Here is a 16,823-nt window from a genome sequence, read left to right on the forward strand (position 1 = left end):
TTCTGAGGAGAGAACATGACGGCACAGAAACTCGACGGGCGGGCGACCGCCGCGGCGATCAAGGCGGAGCTGGCCGAGCGGGTCGCGAAGCTGAAGGCGCTGGGCGTGACCCCCGGCATCGCGACGGTGCTCGTCGGCGCCGACCCGGCATCCCAGCTGTACGTGGGGATGAAGCACCGCGAGTCCGAGGCGATCGGCATGAACTCGATCCAGGTCGAGCTGCCCGCCGAGGCCACACAGGAGGAGGTCGAGGCCGAGATCGACCGCCTCAACGCCGACCCGACCTGCCACGGCTACATCGTCCAGCTCCCGCTGCCGCGACACCTCGACACCGATCGCATCCTCGAGCGGATCGACCCCGCGAAGGATGCCGACGGCCTGCACCCGACCAACCTCGGCAAGCTCGTGCTCAACGTCAACGACGAGATCACCTCGCCGCTGCCGTGCACGCCGCGCGCGGTGATCGAGCTGCTGGAGCGCAACGGGTTCGCCCTCGCCGGCACGCACGTCGTGGTCGTCGGACGTGGCGTCACCATCGGCCGCTCGATCGGGCTGCTGCTCACGCGGCGCGCGGTCAACGCGACGGTCACGCTCACCCACACGGGAACCCGCGACCTGCCCTCCTACCTGCGACAGGCCGACGTGATCGTCGGCGCCGCGGGGGTCAAGCACCTCGTGCGCCCGGAGGACGTGAAGCCCGGTGCCGCCGTGCTCGACGTCGGCGTCACCCGCGAGAGCGACCCCGAGACCGGCAAGGCGAAGGTCTACGGCGACATCGCCCCGGGCGTCGAGGACGTCGCGGGCTGGCTCTCGCCGAACCCCGGCGGGGTGGGTCCGATGACCGTGGCGCTGCTCATGACGAACGTCGTCGAGGCCGCGGAGCGCGCCGTCTCGGCCTGAGCGAGCGGGCTCCGGCCGCAACGCCCGGCGCGACGGTCAGGCGTCGGCCGTGCGGTCTCCGCGCAGGTGCGCCTGCACGAGCGCGTCGTGCTCCTCGTCGGTGAGCGCGTCGAAGCCGGCCGCCTCGACGCGGTCGCGGCGCCCCCAGCGCACGAGCAGGATGATGAGGATCGGCACGTCGGCGACCTCGGCGATGAACCACAGGAGGTCGCCGGCGAGATGCTGGTCGTGCAGCGGATTCGGCCACCAGCCCGCGCCGGTGGCGGCCGCGACGCCGTCGACGACGGTGTCGTTGAGGCGCAGCAGGATGCCGGGGATCGAGTCGATCACGAGCTCGACGAAGGCCAGGAGGAACTCGACCGCCAGGAAGGTGCTGGTGTGGATGCCGGTGAGCGCCATGAGCGGCACCACCAGCAGCAGCCCGATGACGAGGGCGACGACGCCGATCGCCTCGCCGATCACCGGCGAGGTGCGCAGGATGCCGGCGAGCGGGGTGAGGAAGACGCAGAACACGACCGCGACGAACAGCGTCGCGAACATCGCGTTGCCGAGCACGCGGAACACGCGGCCGTCGAGGATCGCATCCAGGCGTCGGCGTCCGTCGGCGGAGAGCCCGGCGCGCAGCAGATCGAGCGGCCGGCCCAGCGAGACGAGCCCCGGCACGGCCATCAGCAGCAGCGCGATGCGTGCGACGAATGCCCAGCGGAGCTCGGCCGACCACGTGCCGAGGAAGCCGAGCTCGATGACGGCGTACGAGCCCAGGCCGAGCGTGAAGAAGAGCACGGCACGGTGGGCGGGCCAGGCGACGCCGCGCCGCGCCGCGCGGCGCATCCCGAGGGCGTAGACCAGCGCCGCGCCGACCAGCACCGCGATCGTCACGGGGTCGGCGCGCCAAGTGGTGAGAAGGGCATCGAGGGGAGGCGTGCGGCCAGCGTAGGTCGCGTGCCTATGCGTCGGCGGTGAGCGTGCGCCGCGCCTGGTCGGTTTCCCCTCGCGTCACCAGGCGCAGGATTGTGTAACAATATGCCCCATGTCCCGCTCGCTCTCGGTCGTCGCCGTCCTCGTGGCCGCGCTCTGCTTCGCGACGACCGGCACCGCCCGCGCCCTCGCCGACGTGGATGCCGACGCCGTCTCGATCGGCGCGGCGCGCGTGCTCATCGGCGGCGGGCTGCTCGGCCTGATCGCCCTCGCCCGGCGCCGGCGGTTCCGCGCCGACGCGCCGCCCGCCGCTCTCGCCCCGTCCGGCACGGGGAGGCGGATGCCGAGCATCGTCATCGTGGTCGTGGGCGCGGCCGGCGTGCTGGCCTACCAGCCCACGTTCTTCACCGGCACCGGGCTCAACGGCGTCGCCGTCGGCACGGTCGTGGCCCTGGGGTCGGCGCCCGTCGTCACAGGCGTGCTCGACGCGCTCGTGCGTCGTCGACGCTCCGGCATCCGCTGGCTGATCGCGACGACCGTCGCCGTGCTCGGTCTCGTGCTGGTCTCGGGGATGTTCTCGGGCGGGGCGACGGGCGTCGCCGCGATCACGCCCGTCGGGGTCGCGGCCTCCGTGGGGGCGGGGGCCTCCTATGCGCTGTACGCGATCGCGAGCAAGCTGCTGCTCGATCGCGGCTGGACGGCGCCGGCCGCGATGGGCGCCGTCTTCGGCTCCGCCGCCGTGCTCAGCCTGCCCGTGCTGCTGTCGACGGCGACCGCGTGGCTTGCGACCAGCGCCGGGATCGCCCTGGCGCTCTGGCTCGGCGTGGTCACGGTCACCGTCGCCTACCTGCTGTTCGGCGCGGGCCTTCGCCGGCTCAGCCCGGCCACGGTGTCGACCCTGACCCTCGCCGAGCCGCTCGGCGCGACGGTGCTGGGGCTCCTCGTGCTCCACGAGCAGCTGGCACCGGCGTCGATCGCCGGGCTCATCGTCATCGCCGTGGGCCTGGCGATCGTCGCCGTTCCCGTGCGCGAACGGGGGTCGCGTGTCTCCGCGGCGGCGTGAGCCGGCGTCGCGTCCGACCGCCGACACACGGCTGGCCGACGCCCTGCGCGCGGAGATCCTCTCGGGTGCGGCGGCCCCCGGATCGCCGCTGCGCGAAGAGGAGATCGCCCGCGCCCACGACGTGTCGCGTCACACCGTGCGGGCGGCGCTGGCGACCCTCGGCGCGGAGCGGCTCGTGCAGATCGTCCCCTACGCGGGGGCGCGGGTCTCGGCGCTCGACGACGACGAGCTCGTCGGGCTGCAGCAGCTGCGGGCGGCCCTGGAGTCCGAGGCGGTGCGGATGGTCTCCGCCACCCACGGCGCGCGGTGGCCGGCGGAGGTGCGCGCGCCGATCGACGCCGCCATCGACGAGCTCGCGGACGCCCAGGCGCGCGCCGACTGGCCCGCGACGATCCGCGCCCACGCCGCCGTGCATCGGGCCGTCGTCGCGGCGTCGGGAAGCCCGCGGATCGTGCAGGCCCACGCCGCGCTCGAGTCCGAGGTGCTCCTCCTGCTCACGCACGTGCGTCCGCACTACGGTGCCGGCGCGCTGGCCGCCGAGCACCGCGCGTACGTCGACGAGATCCGCCGGGGCGGCGGCGCGGCCGTCCGCGCCCACCTCGACCACTCGACGCAGCTGATCCGCGCCGCCCGGGCCGCCGCGGCATCCCGCTGAGGCGACCCTGACGCGGCCGAGGGGGATCGCCCGCCGCTCAGCCGGAGAAGCGGGAGAGGAACGCGCGGGTGCGCGGGTGCTGCGGGGCGGCGAAGACGGATGCCGCGGCGCCCTCCTCCACGATGACGCCGTCGTCGAGGAAGACCACCCGGTCGGCGACGTCGCGGGCGAAGGCCATCTCGTGGGTCGCCATGAGGATCGTCGTCCCCTCCGCGGCGAGCGCGCGCACGAGTTCGAGCACCTCGCCGACGAGCTCCGGATCGAGAGCCGAGGTGATCTCGTCGAGCAGGAGCACCTCGGGATCGGTCGCGATGGCGCGCACGATGGCGGCGCGCTGCTGCTGGCCGCCGGAGAGGCGGTCGGGGTGGGCCTTCGCGAAGTCGGCGAGGCCGACGCGGGCGAGCAGGTCGCGCGCGCGGTCCTCGGCCTGCGCCCGCGGCATCCGGTGCACGACGCGCGACGCGAGGGTCACGTTGTCGAGCACGGACAGGTGCGGGAAGAGGTTGTAGCTCTGGAACACGGCGCCCAGTCGCGCCCGCACGCGGTTGCCGTCGACGCGCGGGTCGGAGATGTCCTGCGCGCCCAGCCAGATGCGTCCGTCGTCGATGGGCTCGAGCAGGCCCAGGCAGCGCAGCAGCGTGGACTTTCCCGACCCCGAGGCGCCGATGAGGGCGACCACCTCGTGCGCCGACAGCGACACCGAGACGCCGCGCAGCACGTCGCGGTCGCCGAACGACTTCCACAGGTCGTCGGCGCGCAGCACGGGCGCGCCGGGGCCGTCGGCCGGCCCGGTCACAGGATCGATCCCTGCTGCTCACGCTCGCGCAGCCGCGCCGTGTACCAGTCCGTGAGACGGATGGTCGGGATCGCCAGCAGGATGAACAGGATGCCGGCGACGACGTACGGCGTGAAGTTGTAGCTCAGCGATGCGGCCGACCGGGCGGCGGCGATGGCGTCGATCGCCCCGAGGATGGAGATGAGGCCCACGTCCTTCTGCATGGAGATGAAGTCGTTCATCAGCGCCGGGGTGACCTTGCGCACCGCCTGGGGGAGCACGACACGGCGGAGGGTCTGCACGTAGCCGAGCCCGAGTGCCCGCGCCGCGAGGCGCTGCGAGGGGTGGACGGCCTCGATGCCGGCGCGCAGCACCTCGGCGACGTACGACGAGTAGGTGAGCGTGACCGCGACGACGCCGAGCACGACCACCGGGATCCGCGTGTTCATGATCGTCGGCACGCCGAAGCCGATGAGGTAGAGCACGATGATGAACGGCAGCCCGCGGAACAGGTCGGTGTACCCGGCGGCCAGCACGCGCAGCGGGAAGAATACCGGACCGCGGACGGTGCGCAGCACGGCGATGACCAGCGCCACCGCCGACACCGTGACCAGCGAGATGCCGAGCACCTGCAGGTTGATGAGGAACCCGTCCCAGATCTTGGGCAACGACTGCAGGGCGATCTGCGGATCGAAGAACGCCCGCTGCACGCTCGCCCAGCCGGGCGTGTCGATGACGGTGGCCCAGACGATCGCGGCGAACACGAGGCTCGAGGCGACCGCGACGAGCACCGACCGGCGCTCGCGGCCGCGCCGGAAGGCGCGCCGCTCGAGCTCGAGCGCGCTCGGCGCGCGGGTGGTCGAGTGACTGGTCACAGAGCGACGTTACCCGAGCCGGTCACTGCAGCTGGGGCACGCCCTCGGTCAGCACCGACAGCCACGTCTTCTTCAGCTCGTCGAGGGTGCCGTTCTCGCGCAGCGTGTCGACGGCCGCGCTCACCTTCGCGGTGAGCGGCGAGTCCTTGGCCAGCAGCAGTCCCCACTGGTCGGGGATGCCGGCGGCGGGCAGCTCGCCCACGACGAACGAGTTCTCGATGTAGGGCGCGTTGACGGCGACGTAGGCCGTGGGGGTGTCCAGGACGATCGCGTCGATCTGCCCCGCCTTGAGGGCGGCCACCGCATCCTCGTTGGAGTTGTAGAGCGAGGGCGCCGTGGCCGGGGCGATCGCCTTCTCGAGGGTGGCGGCGCTCGTCGAGCCGGTCATCGCGCCGATCGCGAGCGCCTTGAGGCCCGCGATGTCGGTGATCCCCTGCGCCTTCCCACCCTTGAGCGCCACGACCGACTGGCTGGCCTCGTAGTACGGCGTGGAGAAGTCGACCGCCTGCTTGCGCTCGTCGGTGATCGTGTACTGCTGGATGTTGATGTCGAAGTTCTTCGGCCCCGGGGCGATGGCCGACTCGAAAGAGGTGCGCACCCACACGACGTCCTCCTTGGCGAAGCCGAGCTGCTCCGCCACGGCGTAGGCGACGGCGGCTTCGAAGCCCTTGCCCGAGGCGGGGTCGTCGTCGTACACGTAGGGCTCGTACGCCGTCTCGCCCGTGGCGACGGTGAGCTTGCCGGGCGTGATGTAGCCGGCATCCGCGTCCGTCGAGCCCGAAGCGGTGCCGCCCGTGTCACCGGCGCAGCCGGCGAGGACGAGGGCGAGGGCCGCCGCGGTGGCGGCGAGGGCGGTGCGCAGGATGGGACGCGTCATGGAGACCTCCGGATGGGATGGGCGGCACGCGGGATGCTGTGCGCGGATGCCGCGACCTCCATCTTCGCCGGACCCGCGTGCGGGGGCGGCGTCGGGCGACGCTTTGTTACGAGGTCTTCACTCTTTGCGACCGAGGCGTTCGGCGGCGCGGTCGTAGTACCGGCCGGCGCGCGCCTCGATCCTCTCGTCGATCTTCGCGTACACCAGCCAGCCGATCGCGATGATGATCGGCGGCAGCACGGAGGCCCAGAACCAGCTTCCGCCGGCGTTGACCCGGGTCAGCAGGAGGGTGATGACCCAGACGATGGCCGCGACCGCCAGCACGATCGCGCCCTGGACGAGGGCCTCGCCCGCGCGGGTGCGTTCGGAGGCCGACCGTGCGGCCGCCGAACGGAACCCCTTCTCGGCGATCGGCTTGACGACGATCTCGGCGAGGGAGAGCACGACCGAGGCCCAGATCGCGGCGACGCCGACGCGCGCGGGGGTCAGCAGGCCGATCAGCAGCAGCACGACGAGGTTGAACGCGTACAGCGACGCGAACCGGACGATCCAGGCCTTCATCCCGTCAGCGTGTCACGTCTGCGACGAGTTGGCGAGTTCTGCATCCGCCGCAGCAGCGCCCGCGGTCGCCGCGCGCGGTGCCCGCCGGCGCGACGCGGCGTCGGTCCGCCCGCGGTCGGCGACACGGTCGATCCAGCCGCGCCGTGCCGTGTCGTCGCTGAAGCGGACGGGGGTGAAGCGGGAGATGCCGACGGTGCGCACGCCGCAGTACCCGAGCGTCGCGCGCGTGAGGGAGGCCTCCGCGGCCCCCCGGTACACCAGCCGGTTCCAGAAGCGCGGCGAGTCCATCGTCATGACGATGCGCGCGGTCCTCCCCGCGAGGAGGCGCTCGGACAGCGCCGAGCGCTCGCGATAGCGGAAGGTCGCGCCGGAGAGGAAGACGCGGTCGATGAAGGCCTTCAGTGCCGCGGGGGTCGTTCCCCACCACTGTGGGTGGAAGATCACGAGGTGGTCGGCCCAGAACACGTCGTCGAGGTAGCGGGCGACGTCCGCGTCCAGCGGCAGGTCGTCGGGGCGGTCGGCGCGCGGGGCGCGCAGTTGGGCGCGCGAGCGCGGGTGGTCGGGGATGGGATCGTGTGCGAGGTCGATGACGCGGACCTCGGCGCCCGCGGCGCGCGCCGCGTCGACGTAGGAGCCGGCGAGGGCGTGGGTGAGGGTGTCGGGCAGGGGAGTGCCGACGATGACGAGCAGACGGCGGTTCATGTGGTGCGACCTTTCGCGATGACGATCTCGGTGAGGATGCTGAGGTGGGCGTTGAGGCCGGCGGGCTCGATGCCGGCGGGGGAGTGCGCGGGGTCGAGACGGGGGTCGGCGAGCATCTCGGTGAACGCCGCTTCGAGCTCTCCGCCCGCGACGCGCACCAGCTCCGCCCCACGGGCGGTGAGGGCGAGCACGACGCGCCGGCCGTCGCCGGGCGTGGCCGTGATCCAGCCGTCGGCGACGAGTGCGGGCACGCGCTTGCTGACGGCGGCCTTCGTCACCCGCAGGCAGTGGGCGAGGCCCGTGATGTCGATGGGGGCGCGCTCGGCGAGGGTGGCGAGCACCTCGAAGAGGTTGAAGCTCACCCCGTGCCGCTCGCGCAGCCAGGCGTCCGCGAACAGGTCGAGCTCGCCCACGAGCTCGTGGAGGGTGACGGTGATGCGGTCGGCCATGCTACGAGTCAACCAGTTGACATGGTGATGTGTCAACTGGTTGACTCGGGGGTCACTGCAGACGGACGAGACGGTCGAGGTCGTCGCCGGGCAGGACGTCGGCGGTGGCCGTGACCCGCACGTCGACGAGGTCGGCGCGGCCGCTCAACACGTTGAGGAACGCCGTGTCGGCGGCATCCCGCCCCGTCGCGATGCGCACGAGCGTGTCTCGCGGCGCCAGGGTGGTGGCGTCGACGATGCGCCACGCCCCGTCGATCCAGGCCTCCGTGACCGCGTGGAAGTCCATGGGGTCCAGACCGGGTGCGTAGACCGCGACGAGCCGTGCGGGGATGCCGCGGGCGCGCAGCAGGGCGACGCACAGGTGGCTGTAGTCGCGGCACACGCCCTGGCGGGCGAGCAGTGTGCGGGTGGCGCCGTCGGTGGGCAGGCTCGATCCGCTCACGTACGACAGCTCCGTGCCCACCCACGACGACACCGCGAGCAGCAGCGCGGCGGCGTCGTCGATGCCGGCGAACTCCGCCCCCGCGGTGGGCGCGAGCGCGTCGGACTCGGCGTAGCGGCTGGGGCGGCCGTAGACCAGCAGCTCGGTCTCGTCGGCGGTCAGCGGCGCGGCCGTGCCGTCGATCGTCGCCCCGTAGTCGAGCCGGAGCGTTCCGGTCGGGGCGTGCACGCGGTGCAGGCGTCCGCCGTGCGCGTCGGCGAGCTCCCGCACCGGCACGGGGGCGCCGTCGACGCTGACGCTCAGCGCCTCGGATGCCGGGGCGTACGCCGCGGACACGGCGACCGCGAACACGAGGTCGGCGGGCTCGGTGACGCTCAGCTCGATGTGTGCGGTGACGGTCCTCTGCATGGGCCCAGCCTCGCACGCGCCGGGGGCGGGTGCGCGGGGGTTGACATCGCCGCAGGGTGGGGGCGTTTCGACTCGCTGCGCTCGCTCAACGACCGGGGTGGGGTGGGGGCGTTTCGACTCGCTGCGCTCGCTCAACGACCGGGGGTGGGGCGGGGGCGGCTCAGTACGAGCCGCGTACCGTGTCGTCCGCCGCGGGCACCCACCGCGCCGCGAGCGCTTCCGACCCCCGCGCGAGCAGCGCCACGTCGGCGCCGACGAGGACGAAGGCGGCCCCGGCATCCAGATACGACTGGGCGACGCGCGGGTCGAACGCATTGACGCCCACGGGTGTGCCCGTCGACCGCACCGCCTCGAAGGCGCGGATCACGGCGGCCGTGACGTCGGGATGGGTCTGCTGACCGAGCAGCCCCATCGAGGCGGCCAGGTCGCTCGGCCCCACGAAGACCCCGTCGATGCCGTCGACCGCGGCGATCTCGGCGGCCGCGTCGACGCCCTCGGCCGTCTCGACCTGCACGAACACCGAGACGTACGCGTCGGCGTTCGGGAGGTAGTCCTCGACGCGGTTCCAGCGGGCGGAACGCGCGAGCGCGGAGCCGACGCCCCGCCGGCCGCGCGGGGGATAGCGGGTGGCCTCCACGACGGCGCGTGCCTCGGCGGCCGACGACACCATCGGCACGAGGATGTTCTGCGCGCCCAGGTCGAGCACCTGCTTGATGGTCACGACGTCGCCGATCGGCACGCGCACCACCGCCGTCGCGGGCGACCCCTCGACGGCCTGCAGCTGCTCCCGCACGGAGGCGAGGGTGTTCGGCCCGTGCTCCATGTCGATGAGCAGCCAGTCCAGGCCCGAGCCCGCCATGATCTCGGCGACGAGCGCGGAGCCGGAGCACACCCAGCCTCCGGCGAGGGGGCGGGATGCCGCGGCCAGCCGGTCGCGGAAGGTCGGGCTCAGACGAAACGACACTCGATGACCCCCATCTCGCCGAAGTCGCAGCGCACCTCGTCGCCGCGTCGGACCCACATGGGCCGCGTGAACGACCCGGCGAGGATGATCTCGCCCGCCTCGAGTCTGGCACCGTGCTGCGCGAACTTGTCGGCAAGCCACGCTACGCCCGCCGCGGGATGGCCGAGGACGCCGGCGGCGACACCCGTCTCCTCGATCTCGCCGTTGCGGCTGAGCACGCCGGGCACCCAGCGCAGGTCGATCTCGTCGGGCCGGCGATGGACGTCGCCGAGCACCATCGCGCCGTACGCGGCGTTATCGCTGATCGTGTCGACGATCGTGCGGCCCTCCAGCTCGATGTGCGAATTGAGCACCTCCAGCGCGGGCACCGCGTAGTCGATCGCCGCGAGCGCGTCCTCGAGCGTGCAGCCCGGCCCCGCGAGCGGGGTCTTCAGCACGAAGGCCAGCTCGACCTCGATGCGCACGTTCGAGAAGTGGTCCACCGGGATGGCCGCTCCCGTCGGGTAGACGGTGTCGTCGAACATGACGCCGTAGTCGGGCTCGGTGATGCCGGTGGCCTGCTGCATCGCCTTCGAGGTGAGTCCGATCTTGCGGCCCACGAGAGTGCGTCCGGCCGCGATCATGCGGTCGCGCCAGACGCCCTGGATCGCGTAGGAGTCCTCGATCGTCGCCTCGGGGTGTCGCGCCGTGATCCGGGGGATGACGGTGTGGGTGCGGTCGGCTTCGGCCAGCTCCTCGGCGAGGCCGGCGATGGTCTCGGCATCCATGATCAGAGCTGGTGGCCCAGCTTGTACTCGCCCTGCTTCCATTCCGGCAGTGACGACTCGTCGTCGCCGCGGGTGTAACTGAAGCCGTCGGCGCCGATCGTCACGGCCATCTCCGAGGCGTCGGTGCGGGTGACGACGGGCTGCGGGTTGCCGTCCAGGTCGAGCACGAGCGACGCATCGGTGTACCAGGACGGCACGACCGGGGTGCCCCACCAGTCGCGGCGCTGGTTGTCGTGCACGTCCCACGTGACGACGGGGTTGTCCGGGTCGCCGGTGTAGTAGTCCTGCGTGTAGATCTCGACGCGGTGGCCGTCGGGGTCGCGCAGGTACAGGTAGAACGCGTTGCTGACGCCGTGGCGGCCCGGCCCGCGCTCGATCATGTCGCTGCGGCGGAGGGCGCCGAGCTTGTCGCAGATCGCGAGGATGTTGTGCTTCTCGTGGGTCGAGAACGCGACGTGGTGCATCCGCGGGCCGTCGCCGCCGGTCGTCGCCGTGTCGTGCACGGTGGGCTTGCGGCGCATCCAGGCGGCGTAGACCGTGCCCTCCTCGTCCTGGATGTCCTCCGTCACGCGGAAGCCGAGGTCCTGGTAGTGGCGCACCGCCCGGGGGACGTCGGGCGTCACCTGGTTGAAGTGGTCGAGGCGCACGAGCGCTCCCGGCGTGTACAGGTCGTACCGCCAGGCGAGCCGCTCGACGTGCTCCGTCTCGTAGAAGAACTCGTACGGGAAGCCGAGGGGGTCGACGACCCGGACGGCGTCGCCGATGCCCTTCGTGAAGCCCTCCGGGTTGCGGCGCACGTCGCAGCCGAGCTCGGTGTAGAAGGCGACGGCGCGGTCGAGGTCGTCCGCGGAGCGCACCCGGTAGCTGAACGCGGCCACGGCGGCGATCGGTCCCCGGCGCAGGACGAGGTTGTGGTGGATGAACTCCTCGAGCGAGCGCAGGTAGACGGTGTCCTCGTCCTCCTCGGTGACCGTCAGCCCCAGGACGTCCACGTAGAACTCGCGGGAGCGCGCCAGATCGGTGACGACGAGCTCCATGTAGGCGCAGCGCAGGATGTCGGGGGCCGGCGACGTCGGGGTGGCGACGGGGTTGTCCGAGGCGATGGGCGCCTCGGGCGAGACGAAGAACCCGGACGAGGTGTTCGTCATGGTCGAGCGGTCGGTCATGTCAGCGTCCTTGCGTGATGAGGGGTGGGTCAGTTCTTGCCGAATGTCGGGTTGTGGACCGCGCCGAGCGTGATGTGCACGGCCTGCTGGTCGGTGTAGAAGTCGATGGAGCGGTAGCCGCCCTCGTGGCCGAGGCCCGACGCCTTCACCCCGCCGAACGGGGTGCGCAGGTCGCGGACGTTGTTCGAGTTGAGCCAGACCATGCCGGCCTCCACCGCCTGGGCGAAGTTGTGCGCGCGTCTGAGGTCGTTGGTCCAGACGTAGGCGGCGAGCCCGTAGCGCGTGTCGTTGGCGAGCGCGAGGGCCTCCTCGTCGGTGTCGAACGGCGTGATCGCGACGACCGGACCGAAGATCTCCTCCTGGAAGATGCGGGCGTCGGGGGCGACGTCGGCGAACACCGTCGGGGCGACGAAGTTGCCGAACGCGAAGCCCTCGGGCCGTCCGCCTCCGGCGACCAGGCGCCCCTCGGTCTTGCCGATCTCGACGTAGCCCATCACCTTCGCGAAGTGCTCGGGGTGCACGAGCGCGCCGACCTCGGTCGCCGGGTCGTGCGGGTAGCCGACCTTCACGCGCGACGCCTGCGCCGCGTAGCGCTCCACGAACTCGTCGTAGACGCCCCGCTGGACGAGGATGCGGCTGCCGGCCGTGCAGCGCTCGCCGTTGAGGGAGAACACGCCGAAGATGGTCGCGTCGATCGCGGCATCCAGGTCGGCGTCGGCGAAGACGATCGCCGGGCTCTTGCCGCCGAGCTCCATCGACAGGCCCTTCAGGAACGGCGCCGCGTTGCCGAAGATGATCTGGCCCGTGCGGCTCTCGCCCGTGAAGGAGATGAGGGGCACGTCGGGGTGCTTCACGAGGGCGTCGCCCGCGTCTTCGCCGAGGCCGTTGACGAGGTTGAAGACGCCCTGCGGCAGGCCCGCCTCCTCGAAGATCCCCGCCCAGAGGGATGCCGACAGCGGCGTGAACTCCGCGGGCTTGAGCACGACGGTGTTGCCGGTCGCCAGGGCGGGGCCGAGCTTCCACGACTCGAGCATGAAGGGGGTGTTCCAGGGCGTGATCAGTCCCGCCACGCCGATCGGCTTGCGGTTGACGTAGTTGATCTGCCGGCCCGGCACCTTGAAGGTGTCGTCGGACTGGGCGACGATGAGGTCCGCGAAGAAGCGGAAGTTCTCCGCGGCCCGCCGTGCCTGACCGAGGGCCTGGGTGATGGGAAGGCCCGAGTCGAAGGATTCGAGCTCGGCGAGACGGGCGTCGCGCGACTCGACGATGTCCGCGATGCGGTGCAGGATGCGGGAGCGCTCGCGCGGCAGCATCCGCGGCCAGGGCCCCTCGGTGAAGGCGCGTCGCGCCGCGGCGACGGCGAGGTCGATGTCGGCCTTCTTGCCGGCCGCGGCCCGCACGTAGACCTCGTTGCTGACCGGCTCGAGCACCTCGAACGTGTCGCCGTCGACCGCATCCACGAAGCGTCCGTCGATGTAGTGGCGGATGCGGTCGGGCAGGTCGGCGGGTACATGCCGCGTGTCCAGGGCCGGAGTCGTCGTGTCGGTCATGGTCTCTCCGATCGATGGCGGGTCAACGCCCGGGGGTGTCGTGTCGGGCCTGCAGGAACGCGTCGAGCGTGCGCAGGCGGTGGGTGCGGGTGAACATCTCCAGCTCGTCCGGGTCGGCCTGGCCGCGGATGAGGTCGAGGATGCGATCGTGCTCCTCCACGGAGTGGCGCGGGCGCTCCGGGATGAGCGCGAAGGAGGTGTCGCGAAGACCCGCCAGGCGCGACCAGCCGCGATCGACGAGGTCGAGGATGTGCGGGTTGGGGCAGCGGTCGAACAGCACGGCGTGGAAGCGCTGGTTGAGCTGGGTGTACGTGTGCGCGTCGAAGTCGTCGAGCAGCCGGTGCATGCGTGCGTTGATCTCGGATGCCGCGGCGAGGTCGTCCGCCGTCACGAACGGCGCGGCGAGGCGCGTCGCGTAGCCCTCGACGAGGCTCAGCGTCTGCATCGTGTGGACGTAGGCCTCCTCGTCGACCACCGACACCCGCGCGCCGACGTTCTTCTCGAACGTGACCAGATGTTCCGCCTCGAGGCGGCGGATCGCCTCGCGCACCGGCACCACGCTCATCTCCAGCTCCGCGGCGATGGCGCCGAGCACCAGCCGGTAGCCGGGCCCGTACTCGTGGCGGTGGATGCGCTCGCGGATCCAGTCGTAGGCGATCTCCGACTTGCTGCCGGTGGCGACCGTGGTCATCGCGACTCCTCGTAGATGGCGCGCCAGTGCGCGTTCATCGGGAACAGGCCCTCCACGGGATGGCCTTCGGCGACCCGGGCGGCGATCCACGCGTCCTCCTCCTCCTGGAGGAGCGCCGCGTCCGCGATCTCTTGAGCCCGTGCCGGAGGGATGACGATGACGCCGTCGGCATCGCCGACGAGGATGTCGCCGGGCTGCACGGTCGTGCCGCCGCAGGCGATCGTGACGTCCACGTCCCAGGGCACGTGCTTGCGGCCGAGCACGGCAGGGTGCCCGCCGACGGTGTAGACCGGGATGCCCACGTCCGCCACGGCGGCGATGTCGCGCACGCCGCCGTCCGTGACGATGCCGGCGGCGCCGCGGGCGTGGGCGCGGATGGCGAGGACGTCGCCGAGCGTTCCCGACCCCGCCTCGCCGCGGGCCTCGATCACGATGACCTCGCCGTCCGCGACGGTGTCGAAGGCGCGCTTCTGCGCGTTGTAGCCGCCGCCGTGGCTGGCGAAGAGGTCTTCGCGGCCCGGGACGAACCGCAGCGTCTTCGCGGTGCCGACGAGCTTGCTCCCGGGGTGCAGCGGGCGCACGCCGTCGATCGTGACGTTGTCGAGTCCCCGCTTGCGCAGCTGCTGCGACAGTGCGGCCACCGGGGTGCGCAGGAGCTTGTCGCGCAGCTCCGGGCTCAGCGGCCCTCCGACGCGGCCCTCCGGCCCGGCGGAACCCTGAGCCGGCACGCCGTCACCCGCGAGGCCGGCGGCCTCCCGGGAGCCCCAGGCCTCCTCGCGCTGCAGATCGTCGACGGCCGGCAGCGATCCGAGCGTCTCGTCGAACGGGATGTCGGGACCGTCGACCACCGTGGTGATCAGGCGCCCGGTGCTGGCGCCGGTCGCCGGCACGTCGACTTCGACCTCGACGACCTCGCCGGGGACGACGACGGAGGAGCCGGCCGGTGTGCCCGTCAGGATGATGTCGCCGGACTCCAGCGTGAAGTGCTGCGAGAGGTCGGCGACGAGCTGCGCGAGCGGGAAGAGGAGGTCGTCGGTGGTGCCCTCCTGCCGCAGCCGGCCGTCCACCCAGGTGCGCACGCGGAGGGCGGTGGGGTCGAGGTCGGCGGCGGGCAGCAGCGTCGGCCCGATGGGCGTGAACCCGTCGCCGCCCTTGGAGCGGACGTTGGAGCCCTTGTCGTTGGCGCGCAGGTCGTAGAGGCCGAGGTCGTTGGCCGCGGTGACCCAGCCGACGTGCCGCCAGGCGTCGTCCACGCCCACCCGTCGGGCGGCGGTGCCGATGACGAGCGCGATCTCGCCCTCGAACGCCAGCAGCTCGGTGCCGGCGGGGCGTTCCACGACACCGCCCGAGGCGGCGACGGAGCTGGACGCCTTGAAGAAGTAGGAGGGGGCGGCGGGTCGGCGGCCGCGCTGGGCGGCCCGCGACTCGTAGCTGAGGTGGACGGCGACGATCTTCCCCGGCCGGCTCGGCAGCGCGGCGAAACGGGTGTCGACGGCATCCGCCGTGTCGTTGTCAGTCACCGTGGGGTGGTCGATGGTCATGAGCTCCCTCGCCCTTGCGTCGTATCCGAAATCGTATATGATCGTTCGCACCGGAGCAAGCATCGCTTCTCCGCACGACAGAGACGTCACACGACACGGGAGTCACACACTGATGAGCGCATCCCCGAGCCAGGCCGGCGGGTTCACCCCGACCGGCACGATCGCCGCCCACACCGATCGCCGCCGGGTGGTGTTCGCCACCATCGTGGGCACGACGGTCGAGTGGTACGACTTCTTCATCTACGCCTCGGCGGCCGGCCTCGTCTTCGGCCAGCTGTTCTTCGCGCCCGCCGGCGAGGGCTTCGCCCAGGTGCTCTCGTTCATCACGGTGGGCATCAGCTTCCTGTTCCGGCCCTTCGGAGCCTTCCTCGCCGGCCACTTCGGCGACAAGTACGGCCGCCGCCTCGTCCTCATGGTGACGCTCGTCCTGATGGGCATCGCGACGACGCTCGTGGGGTTGCTGCCCACGTATGCCGCGATCGGCATGGCCGCGCCGATCCTCCTCGTCCTCCTGCGCATCCTCCAGGGCATCTCGGCCGGCGGCGAGTGGGGCGGCGCGGTGCTCATGGCCGTCGAGCACGCGCCCAAGACGCGCCGCGGGGTCTTCGGCGCCTCGCCGCAGATGGGCGTTCCCCTCGGACTGCTCCTCGCGTCGGGCATGCTCGCCCTGATGGCGCTCATCGCGCCGGGGGAGGCCTTCCTGCAGTGGGGGTGGCGGGTGCCGTTCCTGCTGTCGTTCGTCCTGATCGTCATCGGCTCCTACGTGCGCCGCCGAGTCGAGGAGAGCCCCGTGTTCACCGAGCTCGCCGAACGCAAGGAGGAGACCCGGATGCCGATCGTGCAGCTGTTCCGTCGTCACGCGCTCCTCGTGATCGTCGCCGCGCTCGTCTTCGCCGGCAACAACGCCGTCGGCTACATGACCACCGGCGGCTACATCCAGCGCTACGCCACCGACCCCAAGGGGCCGATCGGCCTCGCGACGGCCGACGTGCTGGGCGCCGTCACCCTGTCGGCGATCACCTGGCTGCTGTTCACGTTCCTGTCCGGCTGGATCTCCGACCGCATCGGGCGCCGCACCACCTACCTGATCGGCTGGGTGCTGCAGCTGATCGGCGTGTTCCTCCTGTTCCCGCTCGTCGACACGGGATCGATCGTGACGCTGACCGTCGGTCTGGTGATCCTCACCGTCGGCCTCGGGTTCACCTACGGCCCGCAGGCCGCGCTGTACGCCGAGCTGTTCCCGGCATCCATCCGCTTCTCGGGAGTCTCCATCTCCTACGCGATCGGGGCCATCCTCGGCGGGGCGTTCGCACCCACGATCGCCCAGGCGATCGTCCAGGCGACGGGGTCGACCACGGGCGTGACCTGGTACCTCGCCGGCATGACGGTGCTGGGCCTCGTCGCGACCCTGCTGCTGCGCGACCGCAGCGGCATCCCGCTCGGTCCCGACCACGAGGCGGAGCAAGCCGTGAGTCCCCTCTACGGCATGTCGAAGGCGTGAGCCGGAAAGGCGACGACG

Annotated in this window: 18 protein-coding genes; 4 read left to right on the forward strand and 14 right to left on the reverse strand. The window is 72.0% G+C overall.

Annotated features, from left to right (window positions below; translation table 11 throughout):
* The first annotated feature begins 15 nt into the window (after positions 1-15).
* Positions 16-900, forward strand: a complete 885-nt coding sequence (locus tag L0965_RS09390; protein WP_060960407.1) for a bifunctional methylenetetrahydrofolate dehydrogenase/methenyltetrahydrofolate cyclohydrolase — start codon at positions 16-18, stop codon at positions 898-900.
* A gap of 36 nt (positions 901-936) precedes the next feature.
* On the opposite strand, the gene L0965_RS09395 is transcribed toward L0965_RS09390, so the two are convergent.
* On the reverse strand, positions 937-1,779 hold the full coding sequence (locus L0965_RS09395; protein WP_231735159.1) for a cytochrome c oxidase assembly protein: 843 nt from the start codon (positions 1,777-1,779) through the stop codon (positions 937-939).
* Between the two features lie 151 nt (positions 1,780-1,930).
* Here L0965_RS09395 and L0965_RS09400 point away from each other — a divergent pair, with 151 nt between their 5' ends.
* Positions 1,931-2,881, forward strand: a complete 951-nt coding sequence (locus L0965_RS09400) for an EamA family transporter (RefSeq protein ID WP_101306787.1) — start codon at positions 1,931-1,933, stop codon at positions 2,879-2,881.
* Positions 2,862-3,536 carry a GntR family transcriptional regulator gene (locus L0965_RS09405; RefSeq protein ID WP_234057980.1) on the forward strand — a complete coding sequence of 225 codons (675 nt, stop codon included), beginning with the start codon at positions 2,862-2,864 and terminating at the stop codon, positions 3,534-3,536. Before L0965_RS09400 ends, L0965_RS09405 begins: the two co-directional genes overlap by 20 nt.
* Positions 3,537-3,573: 37 nt before the next feature.
* Here L0965_RS09405 and L0965_RS09410 read toward each other — a convergent pair whose 3' ends face one another.
* The 13 genes from L0965_RS09410 to L0965_RS09470 all read right to left on the reverse strand — a co-directional run bounded on the left by L0965_RS09410 (position 3,574) and on the right by L0965_RS09470 (position 15,304).
* Positions 3,574-4,332, reverse strand: coding sequence for an amino acid ABC transporter ATP-binding protein (locus L0965_RS09410; protein ID WP_101306786.1), 759 nt, complete (start codon positions 4,330-4,332; stop codon positions 3,574-3,576).
* A complete protein-coding gene (locus L0965_RS09415; RefSeq protein WP_101306785.1) occupies positions 4,329-5,186 on the reverse strand; it encodes an amino acid ABC transporter permease in 858 nt (285 codons plus the stop codon). The genes L0965_RS09410 and L0965_RS09415 overlap by 4 nt, the downstream gene beginning before the upstream one ends.
* A 22-nt stretch (positions 5,187-5,208) precedes the next feature.
* Positions 5,209-6,063: a transporter substrate-binding domain-containing protein gene (locus L0965_RS09420; protein ID WP_101306784.1), complete on the reverse strand. Its 855-nt coding sequence runs from the start codon at positions 6,061-6,063 to the stop codon at positions 5,209-5,211.
* A 117-nt stretch (positions 6,064-6,180) separates the two neighbouring features.
* The gene (locus L0965_RS09425; RefSeq protein WP_101306783.1) at positions 6,181-6,624 is read right to left on the reverse strand and encodes a hypothetical protein; all 444 of its coding nucleotides are present in this window, start codon (positions 6,622-6,624) and stop codon (positions 6,181-6,183) included.
* A 12-nt stretch (positions 6,625-6,636) separates the two neighbouring features.
* Complete coding sequence (locus tag L0965_RS09430; protein ID WP_101306782.1) at positions 6,637-7,326, reverse strand: NAD(P)H-dependent oxidoreductase; 690 nt, start codon at positions 7,324-7,326, stop codon at positions 6,637-6,639.
* On the reverse strand, positions 7,323-7,775 hold the full coding sequence (locus tag L0965_RS09435; protein ID WP_061781834.1) for a MarR family winged helix-turn-helix transcriptional regulator: 453 nt from the start codon (positions 7,773-7,775) through the stop codon (positions 7,323-7,325). The genes L0965_RS09430 and L0965_RS09435 overlap by 4 nt, the downstream gene beginning before the upstream one ends.
* Positions 7,776-7,827: 52 nt before the next feature.
* Positions 7,828-8,625: a transglutaminase family protein gene (locus tag L0965_RS09440; RefSeq protein WP_061781833.1), complete on the reverse strand. Its 798-nt coding sequence runs from the start codon at positions 8,623-8,625 to the stop codon at positions 7,828-7,830.
* Positions 8,626-8,785: 160 nt separating this feature from the next.
* Complete coding sequence (locus tag L0965_RS09445; protein WP_061782589.1) at positions 8,786-9,589, reverse strand: HpcH/HpaI aldolase/citrate lyase family protein; 804 nt, start codon at positions 9,587-9,589, stop codon at positions 8,786-8,788.
* Complete coding sequence (locus tag L0965_RS09450; RefSeq protein ID WP_267956662.1) at positions 9,574-10,356, reverse strand: fumarylacetoacetate hydrolase family protein; 783 nt, start codon at positions 10,354-10,356, stop codon at positions 9,574-9,576. The genes L0965_RS09445 and L0965_RS09450 overlap by 16 nt, the downstream gene beginning before the upstream one ends.
* A 2-nt stretch (positions 10,357-10,358) precedes the next feature.
* Entirely contained in the window at positions 10,359-11,522 is a 1,164-nt protein-coding gene (gene hpaD / locus L0965_RS09455) for a 3,4-dihydroxyphenylacetate 2,3-dioxygenase (protein ID WP_101306781.1), read from the reverse strand.
* Positions 11,523-11,551: 29 nt separating this feature from the next.
* A complete protein-coding gene (gene hpaE / locus L0965_RS09460; RefSeq protein WP_060960417.1) occupies positions 11,552-13,072 on the reverse strand; it encodes a 5-carboxymethyl-2-hydroxymuconate semialdehyde dehydrogenase in 1,521 nt (506 codons plus the stop codon).
* Positions 13,073-13,094: 22 nt separating this feature from the next.
* Entirely contained in the window at positions 13,095-13,763 is a 669-nt protein-coding gene (locus L0965_RS09465; protein ID WP_060960418.1) for a GntR family transcriptional regulator, read from the reverse strand.
* Positions 13,760-15,304 (reverse strand): fumarylacetoacetate hydrolase family protein, encoded by a 1,545-nt coding sequence (locus L0965_RS09470; protein ID WP_101306780.1) that lies wholly within the window; start codon positions 15,302-15,304, stop codon positions 13,760-13,762. Before L0965_RS09470 ends, L0965_RS09465 begins: the two co-directional genes overlap by 4 nt.
* 112 nt (positions 15,305-15,416) lie before the next feature.
* On the opposite strand from L0965_RS09470, the gene L0965_RS09475 reads away from it, so the two are divergent.
* Complete coding sequence (locus L0965_RS09475) at positions 15,417-16,805, forward strand: MFS transporter (RefSeq protein WP_060960420.1); 1,389 nt, start codon at positions 15,417-15,419, stop codon at positions 16,803-16,805.
* Positions 16,806-16,823 lie beyond the last annotated feature (18 nt).

Origin of the sequence: Microbacterium sp. NFH-22A-Y (assembly GCF_021401375.1) — a bacterium.
Classification (GTDB): Bacteria; Actinomycetota; Actinomycetes; order Actinomycetales; family Microbacteriaceae; genus Microbacterium; species Microbacterium hominis.

Coding starts and splice junctions, on each gene's coding strand:
- L0965_RS09420 (WP_101306784.1), bottom strand. CDS start 6,063: ATGACGCGTCCCATCCTGCGCACCGCCCTCGCCGCCACCGCGGCGGCC.
- L0965_RS09400 (WP_101306787.1), top strand. CDS start 1,931: ATGTCCCGCTCGCTCTCGGTCGTCGCCGTCCTCGTGGCCGCGCTCTGC.
- hpaE (WP_060960417.1), bottom strand. CDS start 13,072: ATGACCGACACGACGACTCCGGCCCTGGACACGCGGCATGTACCCGCC.
- hpaD (WP_101306781.1), bottom strand. CDS start 11,522: ATGACCGACCGCTCGACCATGACGAACACCTCGTCCGGGTTCTTCGTC.
- L0965_RS09430 (WP_101306782.1), bottom strand. CDS start 7,326: ATGAACCGCCGTCTGCTCGTCATCGTCGGCACTCCCCTGCCCGACACC.
- L0965_RS09470 (WP_101306780.1), bottom strand. CDS start 15,304: ATGACCATCGACCACCCCACGGTGACTGACAACGACACGGCGGATGCC.
- L0965_RS09390 (WP_060960407.1), top strand. CDS start 16: ATGACGGCACAGAAACTCGACGGGCGGGCGACCGCCGCGGCGATCAAG.
- L0965_RS09475 (WP_060960420.1), top strand. CDS start 15,417: ATGAGCGCATCCCCGAGCCAGGCCGGCGGGTTCACCCCGACCGGCACG.
- L0965_RS09425 (WP_101306783.1), bottom strand. CDS start 6,624: ATGAAGGCCTGGATCGTCCGGTTCGCGTCGCTGTACGCGTTCAACCTC.
- L0965_RS09450 (WP_267956662.1), bottom strand. CDS start 10,356: ATGGATGCCGAGACCATCGCCGGCCTCGCCGAGGAGCTGGCCGAAGCC.
- L0965_RS09440 (WP_061781833.1), bottom strand. CDS start 8,625: ATGCAGAGGACCGTCACCGCACACATCGAGCTGAGCGTCACCGAGCCC.
- L0965_RS09435 (WP_061781834.1), bottom strand. CDS start 7,775: ATGGCCGACCGCATCACCGTCACCCTCCACGAGCTCGTGGGCGAGCTC.
- L0965_RS09465 (WP_060960418.1), bottom strand. CDS start 13,763: ATGACCACGGTCGCCACCGGCAGCAAGTCGGAGATCGCCTACGACTGG.